Consider the following 21,731-nt stretch of genomic DNA (forward strand, 5'->3'; position numbering starts at 1 on the left):
CTCACTGGGTCCTCTCCTCCTCCCAGGCGGGGGCGTGGCGGTGACGCCAGGCTCCGGACAGGCGGTGCCAGGTCGCGGCGGGCGGGATGAGCACGCTGGTGGCGAGCATGGTCGTCACCTCGTGGCGGGTGCGCGGGCCGGGGCCGATGCGGGCCCGGGCGAACTCGGCGGTACCGGCGGCCCAGCCGAGCGCGCAGGCCGCGGCGGCGCGGGGGCGTCCGGCGGCGGCGAGGGCGCAGGCGGCCAGGCCCGCCGAGGTGATCGCCGCGTGGCGGCGGATCCGGCCGCGCGGGGCGACCGCCTTGTCCCACCAGTCGGGTCCGTGCAGGTGCCGCATCAGGGCGTCGTCGGCGTTGCCGCGCTGCTGGCGCACCGAGACCCAGCGGGAGGCGGGGCGTACGGGATGGCGGGTGGTGCGGCGGCCCTGCCGGATGCGCCAGCCCGCGTCGAGCAGGCGCAGGGCCAGGTCGGCGTCCTCGCGGAAGGCCCGCTCGAAGCGTTCGTCGAAGCCGCCGACCTGCCGCAGCGCCTCGGTGCGGTAGGCCATGTCGGCGGTGATCCAGCGGGCGCGGGCGAGTCCGGCGGTGCCGCGCTCCCAGTCGGTGGGGCGGCGTTCGCCGGGCAGGGGCACGGCGATCACGCCCTGGACGCCTGCGGTGTCGGCGGGCGCGTCGGCGAGGTCCTCGGCCAGCTGGGCGCACCAGTGGGGCCCGACCTGGACGTCGTCGTCGAGGAAGGCGGTCCACGGCGCGGTCACCGCCCGCAGGCCGGTGTTGCGGGCGGCGGCGGGCCCACGACCGCCGCCGCCCAGCACCGTGGTGCGCTCCCGCAGGTCGCCGAGGACGCTCAGCGGGTGCTCCAGCTTCCCGGGGTCGCCGTCGGGCCGGTCGTCGACGAGGACGATCTGCTCGGGGCGCGGCCCGGTCGCGGCGGCGAGCGACGCCAGGCAGTCGGCGAGGGTGTCCCGGACGAGGGTGGGGACCACGACGGCGTACGGGGTCATGCGGCGGCCCTCCCCGGGGTGAACACCTGCCCCCGGCGGACCGCGAACGGCCCGATGGCCAGCAGGTCGGAGGCCGCCTCGCCGCGGCCGTCGGAGACCAGGACGGCGCCGTCGGGGTGGGGGGAGGCGGGCCCTGCGCAGGCGGCGTGGGGGACGAAGACGACCCGAGCGGGGTCCAGACCGGGCAGGGCCTCGGCGAGGAACTCGGGGGCGCGGCGGGCGCACTCCAGGCGCAGCGGGTCCCAGGGGTCGTCCAGGCCCATCTCGCGCGTGGGCCGGGCGAGCGACGGGTTGATGGAGCAGGTGACGGCGTCCCGGTCAGCGGGGCGCCGTCCGGCCCGCTCCGGGCACCAGCGGGCGGAGGGCTCGGGCGGTTCCCAGGCGGAGAACGGCAGGGGGCGCTTGCCGTGCTTGCGCCGGCTGAAGCGTTCCTCCTCGGCCGCCACCGTCCGGCCGTCGATGACGAGGGCTGCGGCCGGGTCGTGGAACAGGGCGTCGATACCGAGGATGCGCATGAGGGTGGTGCTCCGTCCCGTGTGGGGGTGGGGACTCTGGTGCTGGCGAGTGCCGTGTTGCAGTTGCCTCAAACACTTGATGCCAACTGGCGGCTTCGGTGGCGATATGTAACTTTCGGTAGCTCTAGGCGTGCGGGGGCCCAGACAGGTGGGATCCCGCGAATCCGGCACCGCCGGTCACCAGGGCCGGCGCACGCCAGGCAGGTCCGTTCACGGCCTTCTCCTCCCCTCGTTCGGCTCTCGCTCACGCGGAGGCGCGGGTGACCAGGCGGACGGCGGAAAACTATGAACGGTGCGTATACACGCTGTGTATAGTCCCCGCATGCCTTCTCGGACCAAGAAGATGAAGAAAACGGGGACCTCGTTCCGCGCCGCCGGAACGCTCGCGGCGGCCGCCGCCCTCACGATCGCCCTGAGCGGCTGCGCCGGCACCGCCACCACCGCACCCAGCGCCGTCCGCGCCGAAGGGGCCGCCGGACCGCAGGCGGCCCGGTTCGGCACCGTCGACTGCCGCGAGACCAAGTGCATCGCGCTCACCTTCGACGCCGGACCCAGCGAACACTCCGCGCGGCTGCTGGACATCCTGAAGGAGAAGCAGGTCCCGGCGACCTTCTTCCTGCTCGGCAAGCGGCACATCGAGAAGTACCCGGAGCTGGTGCGGCGCATGGCCCGCGAAGGGCACGAGGTGGCCAGCCACACCTGGGACCACAAGATCCTCACCGGGCTGAGACCGCAGGAGATACGCGAGGAGCTGGAGCGCCCGAACGAGGAGATAGAGCGCCTGACCGGCCGCCGCCCCACCCTGATGCGCCCGCCGCAGGGCCGCACCGACGCCACCGTGCACGACATCTGCCGCGAACTGGGCCTGGCCGAGGTGCTGTGGAGCGTGACGGCGAAGGACTACCAGACCACCGACTCGGACCTGATCACCCGCCGTGTCCTCGCCGGGGCGGACCGGGACGGCATCATCCTGCTGCACGACCTCTACGACGGCACCGTGCCGGCCGTGCCGGGGATCATCGACGCGCTGAAGGAACGCGGCTACGTGTTCGTGACGGTGCCTCAGCTGCTGGCACCCGGCACGGCGGAACCGGGTGAGGTATACCGGTAACCCCGTTCCCCGAGGGGGAGTTGGGGCGGGGCGAGGCTGGGCCGAGTGGGTGAGCCTTGCACGGAACGGCTGCTGAACTGCGGGGATTCCCTACGATCGTCCCGTGGCGAACATCCTGCTCGAACGCACCGCTCCGCTCCCCCTCGACGAGGCCTGGCGGCGGATCACGCACTGGGAACGGCACGGCGACACCGTGCCGTTGACGCGGGTCCGCGTGGAACCGTCCGCGCCGACCCGCGAGGGGACCCGCGTCGTGGCCCGGTCGGGGGTCGGGCCGCTCGCCTTCGACGACCCGATGGAGGTCACCGTGTGGCGGCCTCCGCGGGACGGAGAACCGGGGATGTGCCGGCTGGAGAAGCGGGGCAGAATCGTGCGGGGCTGGGCGGAGCTGGAGGTGCTGCCCGGACCGGGAGGCCGTACCCGGGTGCTCTGGCGGGAGGAGATCCGGGTCCCCCTCGTGCCGTCGGTCCTCGACGGCCTGGTGCGGACCTCGGCGCGGCACGTGTTCGGGCGCGCGCTGAACCACCTGCTCAGGCGGCCCTGATCCCGGCCCGCGCCACCGGCGGCTCGGCCGGCTCTCAGGCCACCGACCCGATCCGCCCCGCCGGCGTCGCCCCCGGCTCGTGGTGGATCGGCGTGTGCGCCCCGGTCAGCGGGACCCCGCTGCCCCCGCGCCGCACGGCGACGATCTCCGCGGCGATCGACAACGCCGTCTCCTCGGGCGTCCGGGCGCCCAGGTCCAGGCCGATCGGCGAGTGCAGGCGGTTCAACTCCAGTTCGCCGAGGCCGGCTTCGCGCAGACGGGCGGCGCGGTCCAGGTGGGTGCGCCGGGAGCCCATGGCACCGACGTACGCCACCGGCAGGCGCAGCGCCCGTTCCAGCAGCGGGACGTCGAACTTGGCGTCGTGGGTGAGCACGCACAGGACCGTGCGGGCGTCGACGTCCGTGCGCTCCAGGTAGCGGTGCGGCCACTCGACGACGATCTCGTCGGCGTCGGGGAAGCGGGCGCGGGTAGCGAAGACGGGCCGGGCGTCGCACACCGTGACGTGGTAGCCGAGGAACCTGCCGACGCGCACCAGGGCGGAGGCGAAGTCGATCGCACCGAAGACGATCATGCGGGGCGGCGGGACCGAGGACTCGACCAGGACCGTCAGCGGGGCCCCGCAGCGCGAGCCCTGCTCGCCGATCTCCAGGGTGCCGGTGCGGCCGGCGTCGAGGAAGGCGCCCGCCTCGGCGGCGACCGTGCGGTCCAGTTCCGGGTGGGCGCCGAAGCCGCCCGCGCGGGAGCCGTCGGGGCGGACCAGCAGGGCCCGGCCCGTCAGCTCCCGCGGACCCGAGACGATCCGGGCCACCGCCGCCGCCTCCCCCCGGGCGGCGGCGGCGAACGCGGCCGCCGCCACCGGGCGGACCGGGTCGGCGGCCCGTACCGGGGTGACCAGGATGTCGATGACGCCGCCGCAGGTCAGGCCCACGGCGAAGGCGTCGTCGTCGCTGTAGCCGAAGCGCTCCAGGACGGTCTCGCCGTCCCGCAGCGCCTGCTCGCACAGCTCGTAGACCGCGCCCTCGACGCAGCCGCCGGAGACCGAGCCGACGGCCGTTCCCTCGGCGTCCACCGCGAGCGCGGCGCCGGGTTGCCGGGGGGCGCTGCCGCCGACGGCCACCACGGTGGCCACGGCGAAGTCACGGCCCTGCCCGACCCACCGGTCGAGTTCCTCGGCGATGTCCAGCATCTGTCTCGGTCTCCTTGAGGCTGCGGCGTGCGGGCTGCGGCGGGGGTCAGTGGACGCCCAGCCAGCCCTCGATCGGGTTGAGGGCGAAGTACACGACGAACACCGCCGTGAGGATCCACATGAAGGCGCCGATCTCGCGCCACTTGCCCTGGGCGGTCTTGATGGCGGCGTAGGAGATGACGCCCGCGGCGACACCGGTGGTGATGGTGTACGTGAAGGGCATCAGCACGACCGTGAGGAACACCGGGATGGCGGTGGCCCGGTCGGCCCAGTCCACGTGCCGGGCGTTCATCAGCATCATCGCGCCGATGACGACGAGGGCGGCGGAGGCGACCTCCTGCGGCACGATCGCGGTGAGCGGGGTGAAGAACAGGCAGGCCGCGAAGAACAGGCCGGTGACCACGGAGGCGAGGCCCGTGCGGGCGCCCTCGCCGACGCCCGTCGCGGACTCGATGAACACGGTCTGGCCGGAGCCGCCCGACACACCGCCGATCGCGCCGCCGGCGCCGTCGATGAACAGCGCCTTGGACAGGCCCGGCATCCGGCCCTTGTCGTCGGCCAGTTTCGCCTCGGTGCCGACGCCGATGATGGTGGCCATCGCGTCGAAGAACCCGGCGAGCACCAGCGTGAAGACGATCATGCCGACGGTCATCGCGCCGACCTCGCCCCAGCCGCCGAACTCGACGTCGCCGAAGAGCGAGAAGTCGGGCATCGACACGGCGCCGCCGTGCAGTTCGGGGGCGCCGGCCGCCCACTGCTTGGGGTCGACGACACCGGCCGTGTTGAGCACCGCGGCCACGAGCGTGCCGCTGACGATGCCGATGAGGATGGCGCCCGGGATGTTCCGGGCCTGCAGCATGAAGATCAGCAGCAGGGTGCCGGCGAAGAGCAGGACCGGCCAGCCGGCCAGTTCGCCCGCCGGGCCCAGGGTGACCGGTGTGGCCTTGCCCTGGTGCACGAACCCGGACTTGTAGAAGCCGATGAGGGCGATGAACAGGCCGATGCCCATGGTGATGCCGTGCTTGAGCGCGAGCGGGATCGCGTTCATGATCATCTCGCGCAGGCCGGTGACGACCAGCAGCATGATGATCACGCCGTACATCACGCACATGCCCATGGCCTGCGGCCAGGTCATCTCGGGCGCGACCTGGGCGGCGAGGACCCCGGAGACGGACAGGCCCGCCGCGAGGGCGAGGGGCACCTTGCCGACGAAGCCCATCAGGAGCGTGGTGAGCGCCGCCGCGAACGCGGTCGCGGTGATCAGGGGCTGCTGCGCGAGGGTGTTCCCTGCCGCGTCCTCGCCGGACAGGATCAGGGGGTTGAGCAGGAGGATGTACGCCATCGCCATGAAGGTCGTGATGCCGCCGCGCACCTCGCGCGCGACGGTCGACCCCCGGTGGGAGATGTGGAAGTACCGGTCGAGCCAGGACCGTCCGGCCGGGACGCGGGTGCCTTCGCCCGCGTCGTCGGCTGTGGTCCTCGGCTCTACTGACTGCTGGGTCATGTGGGCCTACTCCCAAGGTTCAAAGGGGCACCCGCGGTGGCTCTGGGCGTTGTGCGGGATTTGGGATGGTGCTGCGGCCGCACGACCCGGGGGACGGCCCGAGACGAACGATGAGCGGATCTTTCCTGCGGGGACCGCGAGCGGTGCGGTGCCCGGGTGCTCCGGGCGGCGCGGAGGGTGTGACGTTCCGTTGCGCCGCCCGGAGGGTCTGGGTGCTAGCCCTGTCCCGTGAGGTGCTCGGGCCGTACCGGGGTCCGGTTCAGCTCGAGCCCGGTCGCGTTCCGGACGGCCGCGAGGACCGCCGGCGTCGAGGACAGGGTGGGCGCCTCGCCGATGCCGCGCAGCCCGTACGGGGCGTGGTCGTCGGCGAGTTCGAGGACGTCGACCGGGATGGTCGGCGTGTCGAGGATGGTCGGCAGCAGGTAGTCCGTGAAGGAGGGGTTCCTGACCTTCGCGGTGCGGGGATCGACGACGATCTCCTCCATCACCGCGATGCCCAGGCCCTGGACGGTGCCGCCCTGGATCTGGCCGATGACGGACAGCGGGTTCAGGGCCTTGCCGACGTCCTGGGCGCAGGCCAGCTCGATGACCTTGACCAGGCCGAGTTCGGTGTCGACCTCGACGACGGCCCGGTGCGCGGCGAAGGAGTACTGCACGTGCCCGTTGCCCTGGCCGGTGCGCAGGTCGAAGGGCTCGGTCGGCCGGTGCCGCCACTCCTCCTCGACCTCCACGACCTCGCCCTGCAGGACGTCGGCCAGGTCGCCGAGGACCTCGCCGCCGTCGGTGACGACCTTGCCGCCCTCCAGGAGCAGTTCGGCCGTCGCCCAGGCGGGGTGGTAGGAGCCGAACTTGCGGCGGCCGATCTCCAGGACCTTCTCGCGGACGAGTTCGCAGGCGTTCTTCACGGCGCCGCCGGTGACGTACGTCTGCCGGGAGGCCGACGTCGAACCGGCGCTGCCCACCTGGGTGTCGGCCGGGTGGATGGTCACCTGCGTGACGCCCAGCTCGGTGCGGGCGATCTGCGCGTGGACGGTGACGCCGCCCTGCCCGACCTCCGCCATGGCGGTGTGGACGGTGGCCACCGGTTCCCCGCCCCGGACCTCCATGCGGACCTTGGCGGTGGAGTAGTCGTCGAAGCCCTCGGAGAAGCCGACGTTCTTGATGCCGACGGCGTAGCCGACGCCGCGGACGACGCCTTCGCCGTGCGTGGTGTTGGACAGGCCACCGGGCAGCTGCCGTACGTCGGCGCCCTCGCTGGACTCCCACTGGCGCTCCGGCGGCATGGGCATCGCCTTGACGCGGCGCAGCAGTTCGGCGACCGGGGCCGGGGAGTCGACGGGCTGGCCGGTGGGCATGAGCGTGCCCTGCTCCATGGCGTTGAGCTGCCGGAACTCCACCGGGTCCATGCCCAGCCTCGCGGCCAGCTTGTCCATCTGCGCCTCGTAGGCGAAGCACGCCTGGACCGCGCCGAAGCCGCGCATCGCGCCGCAGGGCGGGTTGTTGGTGTAGAGGGCGATGGCCTCGATGTCCACGTCGTCGATGACGTACGGGCCGACCGACAGGGAGGAGGCGTTGCCGACGACCGCCGGGGAGGCGGAGGCGTAGGCGCCGCCGTCCAGGACGATCCGGCACTTCATGTGGGTGAGCTTGCCGTCCCTGGTGGCCCCGTGCTCGTAGTACAGCTTGGCGGGGTGGCGGTGGACGTGCCCGAAGAAGGACTCGAAGCGGTTGTAGACGATCTTGACGGGCTTGCCGGTGCGCAGCGCGAGCAGGCAGGCGTGGATCTGCATCGACAGGTCCTCGCGGCCGCCGAACGCGCCGCCCACGCCGGACAGCGTCATCCGCACCTTGTCCTCGGGCAGGCCGAGCACCGGCGCGATCTGGCGCAGGTCGCTGTGCAGCCACTGGGTGGCGATGTAGAGGTGGACGCCGCCGTCCTCCTCGGGTACGGCGAGCCCGGACTCGGGGCCGAGGAAGGCCTGGTCCTGCATGCCGAAGGTGTACTCGCCCTCGACGATGACGTCGGCCCGCTCACGGGCCTTCGCCACGTCGCCGCGCACGATCGGCTGGCGGTGCACGATGTTCGGGTGCGGGACGTGACCGCTGTGGTGGTCGTCGCGGTTCTCGTGGACGAGGATCGCGTCCGGGGCGGTGGCGGAGGCCTCGTCGGTGATGACGGGCAGCTCCTTGTACTCCACCTTGATCTTCGCGGCGGCGCGGCGGGCGGTCTCCGGGTGGTCGGCGGCGACGATCGCGACGGGCTCGCCGTGGTGGCGGACCTTGCCGTGGGCGAGGACCGGGGTGTCCTGGATCTCCAGCCCGTAGTTCTTCACGTCGGTCGGCAGGTCGTCGTACGTCAGCACGGCGTAGACGCCCGGCGTCGCGAGCGCCTCGCCGGTGTCGATGGAGACGATCTCGGCGTGCGCGACGGTGGAGCGCAGGATCTGGCCCCACAGCATGTCCTCGTGCCACATGTCGGACGAGTACGCGAACTCGCCGGTGACCTTGAGGACGCCGTCCGGCCGGAGCGTGGACTCGCCGATGCCGCCCTTGGTCCGGGAGCCCTGGGTGATCTTCGTGGGCGTTCCGCTGGGTGAGGACATGGTCAGACCGCCTCTCCCTGCCGGGCGGCCGCGAGGCGGACCGCGTCCATGATCTTCTCGTAGCCGGTGCAGCGGCACAGGTTGCCCGACAGGGCCTCGCGGATGTCCGCGTCGGTCGGGTTCGGGTTGCGCTCCAGCATCTCGTCGGCGGCGACCAGCAGGCCGGGCGTGCAGAAGCCGCACTGGACGGCGCCGGCGTCGATGAACGCCTGCTGGATCGGGGAGAGTCCGGCGCCCTCGCCGGTCTGCGAGTCGGTGCCCTCGGCCTGCCACGTCCGGGCGTCCTGCAGCGAGGTTCCGCAGGCGCCTGAGGCGCAGCCGCCCTCGTCGCGCTGCCTGGCGTAGTCGGCGAGGCCCTCGACGGTGACGACCTCGCGGCCCTCCGCCTGCCCGGCGGCGACCAGGCAGGCACACACCGGCACGCCGTCCAGCCGGACCGTGCACGAGCCGCACTCGCCCTGCTCGCAGGCGTTCTTCGACCCGGGCAGCCCGAGCCGCTCCCGCAGCACGTACAGCAGGGACTCGCCCTCCCACACGTCGTCCGCTTCCTGCGGACGTCCGTTCACGGTGAAGTTGACGCGCATCACGCAGCTCCCTCGGTGGCGCGGCGGGTACCGCGGTAGGACTCCCAGGTCCAGGTCAGCGTCCGGCGGGCCATCACGCCGACCGCGTGGCGGCGGTAGCTCGCGGTGCCCCGGACGTCGTCGATGGGGTTGCAGGCGGCGGAGCACAGGTCCGCGAACTGCTTGGCGACCGACGGGGTGACGATCTTCCCGTTGTCCCAGAAACCGCCCTCCTCCAGGGCCGCGTTCAGGAACTCCTCGGCGGCCTTCGCCCGCACGGGCGTCGGGGCGGCGGAGCCGATGCCGGTGCGCACGGTCCGGGTCCCGGGGTGCAGCGCGAGGCCGAAGGCGCACACGGCGATGACCATGGCGTTGCGGGTGCCGACCTTGGAGAACTGCTGCGGCCCGTCGGCCTTCTTGATGTGCACGGCGCGGATCAGCTCGTCGGGCTCGAGCGCGTTGCGCTTCACGCCCGTGTAGAACGCGTCGATCGGGATGCGGCGGGACCCGCGCACCGACTCGGCCTCCACCTCGGCGCCCGCGGCGAGCAGGGCGGGGTGGGCGTCTCCGGCCGGGGAGGCGGTGCCGAGGTTGCCGCCGACGCCGCCGCGGTTGCGGATCTGCGGGGAGGCGACCGTGTGCGAGGCGAGGGCGAGGCCCGGCAGCTCGGCGCGCAGGTGCTCCATGATCTTCGTGTAGGGCACGGAGGCACCGAGCCGCACGCTCTCCTCACCGACCTCCCACTCGGAGAGGTCGCCGATGCGGTTCAGGTCCAGGAGGTACTCGGGCCGGCGGTGATCGAAGTTGATCTCGACCATCACGTCGGTGCCACCCGCAATCGGCACAGCGGTGGGGTGCTCGGCTTTCGCGGCGAGCGCCTCCTCCCAGCTGGCGGGGCGAAGGAAGTCCATGACCGGCTCTCTTCTTCGTCTTCTCGTGGGGCGTTCAGATTGAGCCAATCCGTGTGCGGCGGTCCCGGCTCGTTCCTGTGGTGTTGACGCGTAATGGCCTCAGTACACAGCGCGGTGCTCCGACGGGGTCAGTCACGGAAACCATGAAGGAGTTGGCTGGCCAGGACGGGCATCTTGTAGATTCGTATGAACGGAGGCCCTCGGAAACCTCCTCGTTTTCCTGTGGAAACGCGCGACACAGCCGCGTGACCTGGGACACAGTCGGGATCCGGCTCCGGGGCGGCGCGTGCCGCCCACCGGCCGGCCGATCAGGTGATCCCTCCGTACCCCTACCCGATCCACCTCATATTTCGAGACACAGAACGGCGGCGACGAGAATGCGGCTGCGCGCACTGCTGGACACGGACGCGCTGGGCCTCAAGCTGCTTGGCGGCGAGGACGAGCTGGACCGCACCGTGCGCGGCGTGATGACCACCGATCTGCGCGACCCCAGCCGCTACCTCTCGGGCGGCGAGCTGGTCCTCACGGGCCTGGCCTGGCGCCGGGACGCCGCGGACTCGGAGCCGTTCGTCCGGATCCTGGTGCAGGCCGGGGTGGCGGCCCTGGCCGCGGGCGAGGCCGAGCTGGGCGACGTGCCGGAGGACCTGGTCGCGGCCTGCGCCCGCCATCGTCTGCCGCTGTTCGCGGTGCACGAGTCGGTGGCGTTCGCGACGATCACCGAGCACGTGGTGCGGCAGGTCTCCGGCGAGCGGGCCGGCGACCTCGCGGCGGTGGTGGACCGGCACCGCCGGATGATGACGTCGGGCCCGGCGGGCGGCGGCCCGGACGTGGTCCTGGACCTGCTCGGCTCGGACCTGGACCTGCGCGCCTGGGTGCTCTCCCCCACCGGCCGCCTGATCGCCGGCTCGAAGTCCGCCGGGCCCGCCCTGCCCGCCGAGGCCTGCGCCCGGCTCGCGGGCGAGCACCTGGCGGCCACCCGCACCGGCCGCCGCGGCCCCCACCGTGTCATCCTGGGCTCCACCACCTACTCGCTCTTCCCGATCCGCTCGACGGGCCGCTCCCCGCAGACCGTCCGGGACGTCCGCGAGACCGTGCTGTCCGACTGGCTGCTGGCCGTCGAGGCGGACGCCGGGGACTGGGCCGAGGAGCGGCTCGACCTGCTGCACGGCGTCACCCAGCTGATCGCCGTCGAACGGGACCGCCGCGACGCCGCCCGCACGGTCCGCCGCCGCCTCGCCCAGGAGGTCCTGGAGCTGGTCCAGACGGGCGCGGCCCCCGGCGAGATCGCCGCCCGCCTGCGGGTGGCCGCCCCGGTCCTGCTGCCCGGCCTGGGCGCGGCGCCGCACTGGCAGGTGGTCGTGGCCCGGGTCGACTGGGACGGGCCCGGGATCGAGACGGGCCCGGTCGCCCAGGCCCTCCTGGAGGAGATCCTGGTCGACCCGCTGTCGTCGGGCCCGGAGCACTCGGACCGCATCGCCGTCGCGCACACCGGCGACGAGGCGATCGCCCTGGTCCCGCTCCCGGCGGTCGCGGCGGAGCACGACGGCTCGGAGACCGGCGTCCTCGCGGACGCGCTGCTGGAGTCGGTACGGGACCCGCTCACGGCCGGCCTCGACGACGGCCGCCTCACCCTGGGCGTCAGCGCGGCGGTCCATTCGGCGGAGGGCCTGCGCGGCGCGCTGGAGGAGGCCCGGCACGCCCGGCGCGTCGCCGCGGCCCGCCCGGGACGGGTCTGCGCCGCGGGCCACCAGGAGCTGGCCTCCCACGTCCTGCTGCTCCCCTTCGTGCCCGACGACGTGCGCCGCGCCTTCACGGCCCGCCTCCTGGACCCCCTGCGCGACTACGACCGCCGGCACCGCGCCGAACTGATCCCCACCCTGGAGGCCTTCCTCGACTGCGACGGCTCCTGGACCCGCTGCGCCACCCGACTGCACCTGCACGTCAACACGCTGCGCTACCGGGTCGGCCGAATCGAGCAGTTGACGAGCCGTGACCTGTCGCGCCTGGAGGACAAGCTCGACTTCTTCCTGGCCCTGCGGATGAGCTGAGACAAGGGGCGCACCGGTCCGGACCCGGGGCGCCTTTCAGGCCGACGACTTTGTGAAATACTTCACCCACCCTCTTGGCCCGGCGCCGCGATTCGTGCTGAGATGCCGCCACCACTCAACAGCTCGATGGCGTGCTCGGGGAGGGCAACGTGGCGCATACCGCCATGTCTGGTAACGGAACGACCGCAGGTGACGATCCCCTCCAGACCGCGGTATGGCGGCTGCGCTCCCGCGGATGCTGGGCCGACGCGGCCGCACTGCTGCTGCCGGCCACTCCCGCGGCGGCGCTGCAACGCGCGTCGTTGCTGGTCGAACGATGCCTGTACACCGAGCAGGGCTGGGAGGAGGCCGAGGACGCGCTGCGCACGGCCGAGGCACTGGCCCACAGCGACGACGAGCGCGGCGCGGCCGCTTGTGAACGCGGGTACTTGGCCTACGCGTCGACGATCCTCGCGGTGCGGGACCGGGCCGACGAGGCACGGGCCGCACTGGGCAGGGCGGCGGCACTGGTCCCTCCGGGTGCCCCGCAGCGGGCCCTGCTGGACTTCCGCCGGGGCCTGCTGGCGGAGAACCTGACGAGCGCGCCCCAGGCCGCCCGGGCCGCCTACCGCCGCGCCCACGCGGGCGCCACGGCCCACTCCGACCCGCTGCTGCTCTCCTTCACCTGGCGCCACCTCGCCGGACTCGCCCTGCGCGACGGCGAGTTGGCCGAGGCCCGGCACGGCTTCGCCGAGTCCCTCCGCATCCGCGAGGAACTGGGCTACCTCGTGGGCACGGCCCCGGCCCTCGTCTCCCTGGCCGACACGGAGACGGAACCGGAGGCCTCCCGGCTCCGCGAGGAGGCCCGCCGCCTGTTCCGCCTCCTCGGCGGCGTCCCGACCTGGCTGGCCCGGCACCTGGCCCCGGCACCACCGGCCGCGACGGCGTGAGAGGACGCCGCGGCTGAGCACGCGACGCGGCGGACCCGCACCCGCGCACGCACGGAAGGGGACGTGCCGGGGGGTGTCCGCCCGCAGCGGTCGGCGCGTCAAAGAACAGTCAGCCGTAAGGAACTCCATCGCGCCGATCCGAGGACGGACACCCCCCGGCGCGGCCCCGCCCCACCACCGCCGGAAGGCGCGACGCGCACCCCCACCGAAACAGCCACAGGCCGCCGCAGGCATCACCACGCACGCCGGTCCCGCTCAGCCCGCGCCCGCCGCCCCCGAGAAATGCTCCCCCACCAGCACCCGCACCACGTCCAGATCCCGCGCGATCAACGCGTCCAGCAGCGCCGTGTGCTCATGCGCGTCCGCCACCAGTTCGGCCCGCCCCCGCACCCCCGGCCCGGCCCCGACCAGCGGCCACTGGGCCCGCCGGTGCAGGTCCTCCGCGATCTGGACCAGCTGCCCGTTCCCCGACAGGGACAGCACCGCCCGGTGGAAGCCCCGGTCCGCCTCCGCGTACGTCGCGCGGCAGCCGGAGGACGCCGCGCGGACCGTCGCCTCGGCCAGCGGGCGCAGTTCGGCCCACCGCTCGGCGGGCACCGTCCGGGCCAGCCGCAGCATCACCGGCACCTCGATCAGCGCCCGCACCTCGGCCAGCTCGGCCAGTTCCCGGGCCCCCCGCTCGACGACCCGGAACCCCCGGTTGGGCACCACCTCGACCGCGCCCTCCAGCGCCAGCTGCTGCATCGCCTCGCGCACCGGCGTCGCCGACACCCCGAAGCGTTCCCCCAGCACCGGCGCCGAGTACACCTCCCCGGGCCGCAGGTCCCCCGCCACCAGCGCGGCCCGCAGCGCGTCGAGGATCTGCCCGCGTACCGAGGCCCGCTGGACGACCGGCCGCACCCGCGGGGCGGCCGGCTCGGAGTGCGTGTGCTCACCCCGCACCGCCCCGGCCCCACCGGCCCCACCGGCCTCCCCGCTCGCCGCGAACGCCCCGGCCGCCCCGGCCTGCCGCGGCACCCGGGCCCGCCCGGCGGCGGCCCCCCGGAGCTGCTCGGCCCCCCGGGGCTGCTCGGACTCCCGGAGCTGCTCGGCCTCCCTCCCGGCGGAGCCCTGTGCGCCCTGCTTCAAGGGTCCTCCCGGGGACGTGTCGGCACTTACGGCACTTGAGGTCATTACGGCGGGTTGTTACTCGCCCGCCAAGCACGATAAGCGCCTCGGCCACCAGTTCAAATCCCGGCGATCATCGGTTAGGTTAGGCTTACCTTTAGAAAGCCCCTTCCCGGTGGCCTCCCACCCAGACGTGGATCGGTGATCGCATGCCCGTGCCCCGTTCGGCCGTCTCCGGCGCCTACGCCCGCCTGGCCGAGGTCCTGCCGGGGCTCGCCGTCACCGAACTGGCCCCCGGGGAACAGGCCCCGGGCGGCGGCCACCGCGTCACCGCGGCGGACCTCGCCGCCGCCGGCCCCGCGCTCGACGCGTTCCTGGCCTGGGACGAGGCGCAGATCCAGCGGGACTACGCCCAGCCGGCCCGCCCCGACGTCGTCGCGAGCTTCGGGCTGCACCGCTACTCCTGGCCCGCGTGCCTGCTGTTCACGGTGCCGTGGTTCCTGGAGCGCCGGGTCCCCCGCTACCCCCTGACGCACGTGTCGTACGACCGCACCGCCCCGGGCCGCCCGCTCGGGCACCTGGCCGTCCGCCCGTCCGGCTTCGCCTGCCTGCCCGGCGACGAGGCGGCCGCGCTGCCCGGCGCCCGGGTCGTCCCCGACGAGGAGGCGCTCCGGGCGGAGGTGCGGTCGGCGGTGGCCGAGCACCTCGAGCCCGTCCTGACCGGCTTCGGCCCCCGGATGCGGCGCCGCGGCCGGGCCCTGTGGGGCATGGCGACGGACGAGATCGTCGAAGGCCTGTGGTACGTCGCCCAGTTGTTCGGCGAGATCGAGGAGCGGCGCGCGATGCGCGAGCTGGAGCTGCTCCTGCCGGGCGCGACCAAGCCCTACGTCGGCACGGCGGCGTTCCGCGAGCTGACCGGCCCGGCCGGCGAGCCGCTGCGCACCCGGGACCGCGTGAGCTGCTGCATGTTCTACACGCTGCGCCCGCAGGACACCTGCGCCACCTGCCCGCGCACCTGCGACGCGGACCGGGTCACCAAGCTGCTGGCGACGGCGAGTTGACGGACCGTCGAACAACGCGGACCCCGGCCGTGCCGTAAGATCGCCGCACCCCGTGCCCACGCCGCTCCCGCTGCCGCCGCACGGCACCCCGACACCCCAGGCACCCCAGGCACCCCCCGCTCCCGGCCACGCACTCCCACAGACGCTTCACATCTTCCTCACCTGTCACGGGAACTTTCCGCGGAACCACTCGTACAGGTAGTCTTATTCGAACTCAACTCCCGCCCCTCACGCGGCAGTTCGAGCAGAACGCCGCCCTGGGCATCCCCTTGCACTTCCTTGGCGGCCTCTTGCCCCGAAACCCCCTGAGGGCCGTCGGGATTGGGCCACTATGGCGGGCGTTACGCCCTATCCCAATGCAAGGGACCACCCAGATGAGACTGACCGACATATCGCTGAACTGGCTGCTACCGGGCGCCGTGCTTCTCCTGGGCATGCTGGCGGCGGTGGCGGTGCTCGCGCGCGGCAAGCGCTCCTCGGTCAAGGACACGAGCGCGGACGATTCCTGGGAGCGCAGCGAGGAGCGCCGCAGACGCAAGGAAGCCGTCTACGGCACTGTTTCCTATGTCCTGCTGTTCTGCTGCGCGGCCGTGGCCGCCGCCCTCTCCTTCCACGGCCTGGTCGGCTTCGGCGAGCAGAACCTCGGCCTGACCGGCGGCTGGCAGTACCTCGTCCCGTTCGGTCTGGACGGCGCGGCGATGTTCTGTTCCGTGCTCGCGGTGCGCGAGGCCAGCCACGGTGACGCCGCGCTCGGCTCCCGGATACTGGTCTGGACGTTCGCCTTCGCCGCGGCCTGGTTCAACTGGGTGCACGCGCCCAGGGGGATCGGCCACGACGGAGCCCCCCACTTCTTCGCCGGCATGTCCCTGTCGGCCGCCGTGCTGTTCGACCGCGCGCTGAAGCAGACCCGCCGGGCCGCCCTGCGCGAGCAGGGCCTGGTGCCGCGTCCGCTGCCGCAGATCCGTATCGTGCGCTGGCTGCGGGCCCCCCGGGAGACGTACAGGGCCTGGTCGCTGATGCTGCTGGAGAACGTACGCAGCCTGGACGAAGCGGTCGACGAGGTGCGCGACGACAAGCGCAAGAAGGACGAGGCCCGGCAGCGGCGCCGCGACCAGCAGCGGGTGGAGCGGGCCCAGCTCAAGGCGATCAGCCGCGGTCACCGCGGCTACCTCGGCCGCGGTGGCGGCGGCCGGGAGCTGGAGGTCCAGGTGGAGCGCGCCCCCGCGCAGGTCTCCTCGGAGCCTGCCATATCGGCGCCGGAGCCCCTGCCCGTCCGCTCGCGTCCCTCCCTTCAGCCGGTCCGCAAAGGGTCTGACCCGGTGACCGTCGACCTCACCGCGGAGGACGACACGATGGCGCTGCCGCGGCTGGACTCCCTGGAGCGCAAGCTCAAGGACCTGGAGCAGCAGTTCGGCTGACCGAGCCGCACCGGAACGGCGAGGGGGCGTGGCCTGCGGGCCGCGCCCCCTCGGTGTTCACGCCGCCTCGGCGCCCAGTTCGAACCACACGGCCTTGCCCACGCCGTGCGGCCGCACTCCCCAGGCGTCCGCGAGGGACTGCACCAGGAACAGCCCTCTGCCGTTCGTGCCCTCGTCGGCGACCGGTACGCGCAGCCGCGGCCTGCGGGCCACGAAGTCCCTCACCTCCACGCGCAGTCCGCGCGGTCCGACGGTGGCCGTCAGGAGCGCGTCGTGGTCGGTGTGGACGATCGCGTTGGTGACGAGTTCGCTGGTGAGCAGCTCCGCCACGTCGGTGAGGTCCGACCGCTCCGGTCTTCCCCAGTGCCCGAGCAGTTCCCGCAGCGCCCTGCGCGCCTCCGGCACGGCCCGCAGGTCCGCCCGCCCGAGTCTGCGCCTCAGCTGAGGCTCCGGCGCCCGCTCCGCGATGTCGTCGGCCCTGTCCTCCACGGTCTTGGCCGGGTGGGCCTCCACCGCTATGGGACCGCCCCCTCGTACCTGCCTCTCCATGACCCCCGCCCGCGCGCCGATGTCGGTTCCCCCAGCTCGAACACGTTCACGGGGATCCATGCCCCGTCGCACACGCGGCAGTCATCCCGGATCGTCGACAACCGGTGTTCGGCCACACGGACGGGGCGGATGGCACATGCTCAGAGCGCTTGAGCGCTACCGCGGGGGCGGGGTGGGGGACAAGAGGGTAACGGCCAGGAGTCCTCAAGTGGATGCTGACCGCCGGAGATCGGACGATGGGCCGAGGGCCGTCTGCCGATCCGGGCGTACGCCGTGACGGGCCGGGGCGGCTGATCACCTTCCGCGGGGGTCCGGGGAAGTTGGCCGAACTACGACGGTCTTTCCGGGGCACCGACCGGTACGGGGCCGTCCTCCCCACCCCCGTGGCGGGAGGACGGCCCCGGGTCCGGCCGTCAGTACAGCTTGTTGACGGCGGTCGTGGTCGTCTTCTTGAAGGCGCCCACCGGGGCGTCGCCGAAGTCGCCCATCTGGCCCCACTCGACGACGGTGACGGTCTTGCCGTCGCGGCCGACCGACAGCAGGGAGACGTCGGTGGCGCCCCAGGACGTCTCGGTGTGCAGTCCGCGGACGCGGGCGCCCTCCTCCACCGGCAGCGTGCCGTAGTACCGGCCCTCGGCCCGGGTGTCCGGGTCGGACTCCTCGATGCGGTCGGCGCAGGTGCGGATCCTGTCGTCCAGTGCCTTCGCGAGCGCCTTGGCCTTGGCGGTGGAGCCCGTGACGACGGTGACCTGGACGGCGCTTGTCTCCAGCTCCGTCCAGAACGCGCGGTGCCGGTAGTCGTAGCCGGGCAGCCCCTCCTGGCCCAGGCAGGCGGCGAGTTCCTCCGGGAAGCCGTCGGTGACCGGGCCGGCGGTCCAGGCCGAGGACGGGTGCGGCGGCAGCTGGGACGCCGACAGGAACTTCGGCTGGACGGCCTTCGGAGCGGCGCCGGCCGCCGGGGCCGTGAGGACCGCGCCGGCCGCGAGGGCCGCGGCGGTGAGTGCGGTGAGCGCGCCGGTCCGGGTGCGCATGGGCATGGGTGTCCCCCCGTGGGTGAGTGCGTGGATGTCGGTTGCCGTCACGGCTCGGCCCGGTCGGCCCGGGCCCGTCCGGTGCGGCACCAGAAGCATCGGCGGTCACGGCGGCCCGGCGCAACGGCCCGCGCCCGGCCGGCGGGGGTGGAACCATCCCAGCCCCTGTGACGTGCAGGTACATGGGTGCCTGGGATGCCGTCCCGGGCCGGGTCGGACCCAGGAGACGGGGGAACGGTGTCGGCACACGAGGACCTCGGCGACGTCGGCGAGTTCGCGGCGCTGCTGCGGTCGCTGAAGGACCGCACGGACCGCAGCTACGGCTCCCTGGCCCGCCGTCTGGCGATGAACACCTCGACCCTGCACCGCTACTGCGCGGGCGACGCGGTCCCCGTCGACTTCGCCCCCGTCGAGCGCTTCGCGGCCCTGTGCGGGGCGAGCCCGGAGGAACGCCTGGAGGTCCACCGCCGCTGGCTCGCGGCGGTGGCGGCACGGCAGAGACCCCGCACGGCGGCCGCCGCGGGCACGCCCGGGGAGGAGCCGGTCACGGACAGCGCGAGCGACGAGGCACCGGGTGCCGAGGAGCACGGGCGGGAGTCGGGGCAGAAGCCGGGACAGGAGCACGGGCGGAAACCGGGGCAGGACGACCGGCAGGAGCCGGGACAGAAGCCGGGACAGGAGCACGGGGAGCACGGGCGAGAGCCGGGACAGGAGCAGGGACGGGACGCGCCCGGCTCGGCGGCCGGGCCCGCGGACGCCCCGGCCGGACCGGCGGAGGCCCCGGACGGACCGGCGGAGGCCCCGGACGGACCGGCGGAGGCCCCGGACGGACCGGTAGACGCCCCGGACGGACCCGCGGACGCCCCGGGCGGGGCGCCCGCCCGACCCGGGTACCGCCGCAGGCGGGTCACCGTCGGACTGGCCGCCGCCTGCGCGGTGCTGGCCACGCTCGGGAGTCTGGCCGCGCTGCCCGACGGGCGGCGCGCGTCCGCCGGGGACCGTGCCGGTACGGCGTCCGGCCCCGCGGCGACCGGTACGGCACGCGCCGAGGCATCCGCCGGGCGCTCCGCCTCCCCCACCCCGGGCGGCTCCCCCGCTTCCGGGCGGCCTTCGCCCTCCGCCACCCCGCCGGAGGAGAAGGCCGCCCCCTCGCCCTCGGTCCGCGGCACCACCGCCCCACCGGACCGCGGCACGGCCGCCACCCCGCCCCTGGCCTGGTCGGCCGACTCCCAGGCCTGGAAGGCCGGTTGCGGGCACGACTACGTGATCGCCAAGCCGCCGGGTCAGGTGCCGCCGCCCCCGGCCCCGCAGGACGCCGGGACCTGGGCCGCGACGCAGGGCGCGGTGCACGCGGGCGAGACGGTCGTGCGGCTGACGGTGCAGGGGCTGAGCGACACGGCCGTCGTGCTGGAGGCCCTGCGCGTGCGGGTGGCCGGGCGGCAGGAACCCGCGCGGGGCAACGCCTACGCCATGGACCAGGGCTGCGGCGGCGCGCTCACCCCGCGCTACTTCGACGTGGACCTGGACAAGGACCGCCCGCTCGCCCGCCCGGTCGCCGGGAGCGACGCCGGCACGCCGATCCCGGCGGTGAGCCTGCCGTACCGCGTCTCGGCGCGGGACCCCGAGGTGCTGCTGGTCACCGCCCGGACGCAGGGGTGCGACTGCCGCTGGTACCTGGAGCTTGACTGGTCCTCCCAGGGCCGCCGGGGCACGGTCCGCGTCGACGACGGCGGCAGCCCGTTCCGCACCAGCGCCCTCAAGGGCCTGCCCCGGTACATGTACGACACCTCGGCCCGGCAGTGGACCCCGTACGGCTAGCCCCGCCGCACCGCCGAGGCACCGGCTAAGGCCTCGGCACGTTGCGCAGGTTGGAGCGGGCCATCTGCAGCATCCGGCCGACCCCGCCGTCCAGCACGATCTTGGACGCGGACAGGGCGAACCCGGTCACCATCTCCGCCTTGATCTTCGGCGGGATGGACAGCGCGTTGGGGTCGGTGACGACGTCGACGAGGGCCGGGCCCTTGTGCCTGAACGCGTCCTTCAGCGCCCCGGCGAGGTCCTTGGGCTTCTCGACGCGTACGCCGTAGGCACCGCAGGCGCGGGCGACGGCGGCGAAGTCGGGGTTCTTGTTGGCCGTCCCGTACGAGGGCAGGCCCGCGACCAGCATCTCCAACTCGACCATGCCGAGGGAGGAGTTGTTGAAGAGGACGACCTTGACGGGGAGGTCGTACTGCACGAGCGTCAGGAAGTCGCCCATCAGCATGGAGAACCCGCCGTCGCCGGACATCGACACGACCTGCCGGTCGCGGTCGGTGAACTGCGCGCCGATCGCCATGGGCAGGGCGTTCGCCATGGAGCCGTGGGAGAAGGAACCGATCACGCGACGGCGGCCGTTGGGTGAGAGGTAACGGGCGGCCCAGACGTTGCACATGCCGGTGTCGACGGTGAACACGGCGTCGTCGGAGGCGACTTCGTCGAGCACGGCCGCCACGTACTCGGGGTGGATCGGCACGTGCTTCTCCACCTTGCGGGTGTAGGCCTTCACCACCCCCTCCAGCGCGTCGGCGTGCTTCTTCAGCATCCGGTCGAGGAAGCGCCGGTTCTTCTTCTCCTTCACCCGCGGGATCAGGCAGCGCAGCGTCTCCCGTACGTCGCCCCACACCGCGAGGTCCAGCTTCGAGCGGCGGCCGAGGTGTTCGGGCCGGACGTCGACCTGCGCGATCTTGACGTCGTCGGGGAGGAAGGCGTTGTACGGGAAGTCGGTGCCGAGCAGGATCAGCAGGTCGCACTCGTGGGTGGCCTCGTAGGCGGCGCCGTACCCGAGGAGGCCGCTCATGCCGACGTCGTACGGATTGTCGTACTGGATCCACTCCTTGCCGCGCAGGGCGTGCCCCACCGGGGACTTGATCTTCCCGGCGAACTCCATGACCTCGGCGTGCGCGCCTGCGGTGCCGCTGCCGCAGAACAGGGTGACCTTCTCGGCCCGGTCGATCATGTCCGCGAGCTTGTCGATCTCGGCGTCACCGGGGCGGACGGTCGGCCGGGAGGTGACGAGGGCGGTCTCGGCGGCCTGCTCGGGGGCGGGCAGGTCGGCGATGTCGCCGGGCAGGGTGACGACGCTGACGCCGCTGCGGCCGACGGCGTTCTGGATGGCGGTCTGCAGCAGCCGGGGCATCTGCCGCGGACTGGAGATCATCTCGCTGTAGTGGCTGCACTCGGCGAACAGGCGGTCGGGGTGGGTCTCCTGGAAGTAGCCGAGGCCGATCTCGCTGGAGGGGATGTGCGAGGCGAGGGCGAGGACCGGGGCCATCGAGCGGTGGGCGTCGTAGAGGCCGTTGATGAGGTGGAGGTTGCCGGGACCGCAGGAGCCGGCGCAGGCCGCGAGCCCTCCGGTGATCTGCGCCTCCGCACTCGCGGCGAACGCGGCGGTCTCCTCGTGCCGTACGTGGATCCAGTCGATGGCGGGGTTGCGGCGGACGGCGTCGACCACGGGGTTGAGGCTGTCGCCGACGACTCCGTAGAGGCGTTTGACCCCGGCACGGGTCAGGATGTCGACGAACTGTTCCGCGACGTTCTGTTTGGCCATGGTTCTCGTCTGCCCCTTCGGTCTCCTGAGATCCCTCCGAGGTCCATCAAGTCACACGGCAC

General features: G+C 73.4%; 17 protein-coding genes and 1 pseudogene. 7 read left to right on the top strand and 11 right to left on the bottom strand.

What is annotated here, in order from left to right:
- Position 1 precedes the first annotated feature (1 nt).
- Both ABZY20_RS09215 and ABZY20_RS09220 read right to left on the bottom strand, forming a co-directional pair.
- Positions 2 to 1,003 (bottom strand): glycosyltransferase, encoded by a 1,002-nt coding sequence (locus ABZY20_RS09215; protein WP_356438830.1) that lies wholly within the window; start codon positions 1,001 to 1,003, stop codon positions 2 to 4.
- Between the two features lie 62 nt (positions 1,004 to 1,065).
- A pseudogene (locus ABZY20_RS09220) lies at positions 1,066 to 1,518 on the bottom strand (carbamoyltransferase); the annotation flags it as partial.
- A gap of 343 nt (positions 1,519 to 1,861) precedes the next feature.
- Here ABZY20_RS09220 and ABZY20_RS09225 point away from each other — a divergent pair.
- Both ABZY20_RS09225 and ABZY20_RS09230 read left to right on the top strand, forming a co-directional pair.
- Positions 1,862 to 2,629: a polysaccharide deacetylase family protein gene (locus ABZY20_RS09225; protein WP_356439647.1), complete on the top strand. Its 768-nt coding sequence runs from the start codon at positions 1,862 to 1,864 to the stop codon at positions 2,627 to 2,629.
- 103 nt (positions 2,630 to 2,732) lie between these two features.
- Positions 2,733 to 3,173: an SRPBCC family protein gene (locus tag ABZY20_RS09230; RefSeq protein ID WP_356438833.1), complete on the top strand. Its 441-nt coding sequence runs from the start codon at positions 2,733 to 2,735 to the stop codon at positions 3,171 to 3,173.
- A gap of 34 nt (positions 3,174 to 3,207) precedes the next feature.
- Here the strand turns inward: ABZY20_RS09230 and ABZY20_RS09235 are convergent, their stop codons facing one another.
- The 5 genes from ABZY20_RS09235 to ABZY20_RS09255 form a co-directional block, all read right to left on the bottom strand.
- Complete coding sequence (locus ABZY20_RS09235) at positions 3,208 to 4,359, bottom strand: XdhC/CoxI family protein (RefSeq protein ID WP_356438836.1); 1,152 nt, start codon at positions 4,357 to 4,359, stop codon at positions 3,208 to 3,210.
- Between the two features lie 46 nt (positions 4,360 to 4,405).
- Positions 4,406 to 5,863, bottom strand: coding sequence for an NCS2 family permease (locus tag ABZY20_RS09240; protein ID WP_356438839.1), 1,458 nt, complete (start codon positions 5,861 to 5,863; stop codon positions 4,406 to 4,408).
- 215 nt (positions 5,864 to 6,078) lie between these two features.
- A complete protein-coding gene (locus ABZY20_RS09245; RefSeq protein WP_356438842.1) occupies positions 6,079 to 8,466 on the bottom strand; it encodes a molybdopterin cofactor-binding domain-containing protein in 2,388 nt (795 codons plus the stop codon).
- Positions 8,467 to 8,468: 2 nt separating this feature from the next.
- Positions 8,469 to 9,050, bottom strand: coding sequence for a (2Fe-2S)-binding protein (locus ABZY20_RS09250; RefSeq protein ID WP_356438845.1), 582 nt, complete (start codon positions 9,048 to 9,050; stop codon positions 8,469 to 8,471).
- Positions 9,050 to 9,940: a xanthine dehydrogenase family protein subunit M gene (locus ABZY20_RS09255; protein ID WP_356438847.1), complete on the bottom strand. Its 891-nt coding sequence runs from the start codon at positions 9,938 to 9,940 to the stop codon at positions 9,050 to 9,052. Before ABZY20_RS09255 ends, ABZY20_RS09250 begins: the two co-directional genes overlap by 1 nt.
- 377 nt (positions 9,941 to 10,317) lie before the next feature.
- On the opposite strand from ABZY20_RS09255, the gene ABZY20_RS09260 reads away from it, so the two are divergent.
- Complete coding sequence (locus tag ABZY20_RS09260; protein WP_356438850.1) at positions 10,318 to 11,988, top strand: PucR family transcriptional regulator ligand-binding domain-containing protein; 1,671 nt, start codon at positions 10,318 to 10,320, stop codon at positions 11,986 to 11,988.
- Between the two features lie 164 nt (positions 11,989 to 12,152).
- Positions 12,153 to 12,917 (top strand): hypothetical protein, encoded by a 765-nt coding sequence (locus tag ABZY20_RS09265; protein ID WP_356438852.1) that lies wholly within the window; start codon positions 12,153 to 12,155, stop codon positions 12,915 to 12,917.
- A 255-nt stretch (positions 12,918 to 13,172) separates the two neighbouring features.
- Here ABZY20_RS09265 and ABZY20_RS09270 read toward each other — a convergent pair whose 3' ends face one another.
- The gene (locus ABZY20_RS09270) at positions 13,173 to 14,045 is read right to left on the bottom strand and encodes a GntR family transcriptional regulator (protein ID WP_356438854.1); all 873 of its coding nucleotides are present in this window, start codon (positions 14,043 to 14,045) and stop codon (positions 13,173 to 13,175) included.
- A gap of 188 nt (positions 14,046 to 14,233) precedes the next feature.
- Here ABZY20_RS09270 and ABZY20_RS09275 point away from each other — a divergent pair, with 188 nt between their 5' ends.
- Together ABZY20_RS09275 and ABZY20_RS09280 are read left to right on the top strand one after the other, a co-directional pair.
- Entirely contained in the window at positions 14,234 to 15,085 is an 852-nt protein-coding gene (locus ABZY20_RS09275; protein WP_356438857.1) for a (2Fe-2S)-binding protein, read from the top strand.
- A 374-nt stretch (positions 15,086 to 15,459) separates the two neighbouring features.
- Positions 15,460 to 16,503, top strand: a complete 1,044-nt coding sequence (locus ABZY20_RS09280) for a DUF2637 domain-containing protein (RefSeq protein ID WP_356438860.1) — start codon at positions 15,460 to 15,462, stop codon at positions 16,501 to 16,503.
- Between the two features lie 57 nt (positions 16,504 to 16,560).
- Here the strand turns inward: ABZY20_RS09280 and ABZY20_RS09285 are convergent, their stop codons facing one another.
- Positions 16,561 to 17,052 (bottom strand): ATP-binding protein, encoded by a 492-nt coding sequence (locus ABZY20_RS09285; protein WP_356438863.1) that lies wholly within the window; start codon positions 17,050 to 17,052, stop codon positions 16,561 to 16,563.
- Between the two features lie 413 nt (positions 17,053 to 17,465).
- Positions 17,466 to 18,089: a hypothetical protein gene (locus ABZY20_RS09290; RefSeq protein ID WP_356438866.1), complete on the bottom strand. Its 624-nt coding sequence runs from the start codon at positions 18,087 to 18,089 to the stop codon at positions 17,466 to 17,468.
- 231 nt (positions 18,090 to 18,320) lie between these two features.
- Between ABZY20_RS09290 and ABZY20_RS09295 the strand changes: the two genes are divergently transcribed.
- A complete protein-coding gene (locus tag ABZY20_RS09295; RefSeq protein ID WP_356438869.1) occupies positions 18,321 to 19,901 on the top strand; it encodes a helix-turn-helix domain-containing protein in 1,581 nt (526 codons plus the stop codon).
- 25 nt (positions 19,902 to 19,926) lie between these two features.
- On the opposite strand, the gene ABZY20_RS09300 is transcribed toward ABZY20_RS09295, so the two are convergent.
- Positions 19,927 to 21,669, bottom strand: a complete 1,743-nt coding sequence (locus tag ABZY20_RS09300) for a pyruvate dehydrogenase (RefSeq protein ID WP_356438872.1) — start codon at positions 21,667 to 21,669, stop codon at positions 19,927 to 19,929.
- Positions 21,670 to 21,731 lie beyond the last annotated feature (62 nt).

This window comes from Streptomyces sp. NPDC006624 (assembly GCF_040611555.1).
Classification (GTDB): domain Bacteria; phylum Actinomycetota; class Actinomycetes; order Streptomycetales; family Streptomycetaceae; genus Streptomyces.

Bases quoted from the DNA above. Each gene is read 5' to 3' on its own strand.
- ABZY20_RS09290 (WP_356438866.1), bottom strand. From the start codon at position 18,089: ATGCCCATGCGCACCCGGACCGGCGCGCTCACCGCACTCACCGCCGCG.
- ABZY20_RS09235 (WP_356438836.1), bottom strand. From the start codon at position 4,359: ATGCTGGACATCGCCGAGGAACTCGACCGGTGGGTCGGGCAGGGCCGT.
- ABZY20_RS09215 (WP_356438830.1), bottom strand. From the start codon at position 1,003: ATGACCCCGTACGCCGTCGTGGTCCCCACCCTCGTCCGGGACACCCTC.
- ABZY20_RS09280 (WP_356438860.1), top strand. From the start codon at position 15,460: ATGAGACTGACCGACATATCGCTGAACTGGCTGCTACCGGGCGCCGTG.
- ABZY20_RS09225 (WP_356439647.1), top strand. From the start codon at position 1,862: ATGAAGAAAACGGGGACCTCGTTCCGCGCCGCCGGAACGCTCGCGGCG.
- ABZY20_RS09240 (WP_356438839.1), bottom strand. From the start codon at position 5,863: ATGACCCAGCAGTCAGTAGAGCCGAGGACCACAGCCGACGACGCGGGC.
- ABZY20_RS09300 (WP_356438872.1), bottom strand. From the start codon at position 21,669: ATGGCCAAACAGAACGTCGCGGAACAGTTCGTCGACATCCTGACCCGT.
- ABZY20_RS09255 (WP_356438847.1), bottom strand. From the start codon at position 9,940: ATGGACTTCCTTCGCCCCGCCAGCTGGGAGGAGGCGCTCGCCGCGAAA.
- ABZY20_RS09260 (WP_356438850.1), top strand. From the start codon at position 10,318: ATGCGGCTGCGCGCACTGCTGGACACGGACGCGCTGGGCCTCAAGCTG.
- ABZY20_RS09285 (WP_356438863.1), bottom strand. From the start codon at position 17,052: ATGGAGAGGCAGGTACGAGGGGGCGGTCCCATAGCGGTGGAGGCCCAC.
- ABZY20_RS09245 (WP_356438842.1), bottom strand. From the start codon at position 8,466: ATGTCCTCACCCAGCGGAACGCCCACGAAGATCACCCAGGGCTCCCGG.
- ABZY20_RS09275 (WP_356438857.1), top strand. From the start codon at position 14,234: ATGCCCGTGCCCCGTTCGGCCGTCTCCGGCGCCTACGCCCGCCTGGCC.
- ABZY20_RS09265 (WP_356438852.1), top strand. From the start codon at position 12,153: ATGTCTGGTAACGGAACGACCGCAGGTGACGATCCCCTCCAGACCGCG.
- ABZY20_RS09250 (WP_356438845.1), bottom strand. From the start codon at position 9,050: ATGCGCGTCAACTTCACCGTGAACGGACGTCCGCAGGAAGCGGACGAC.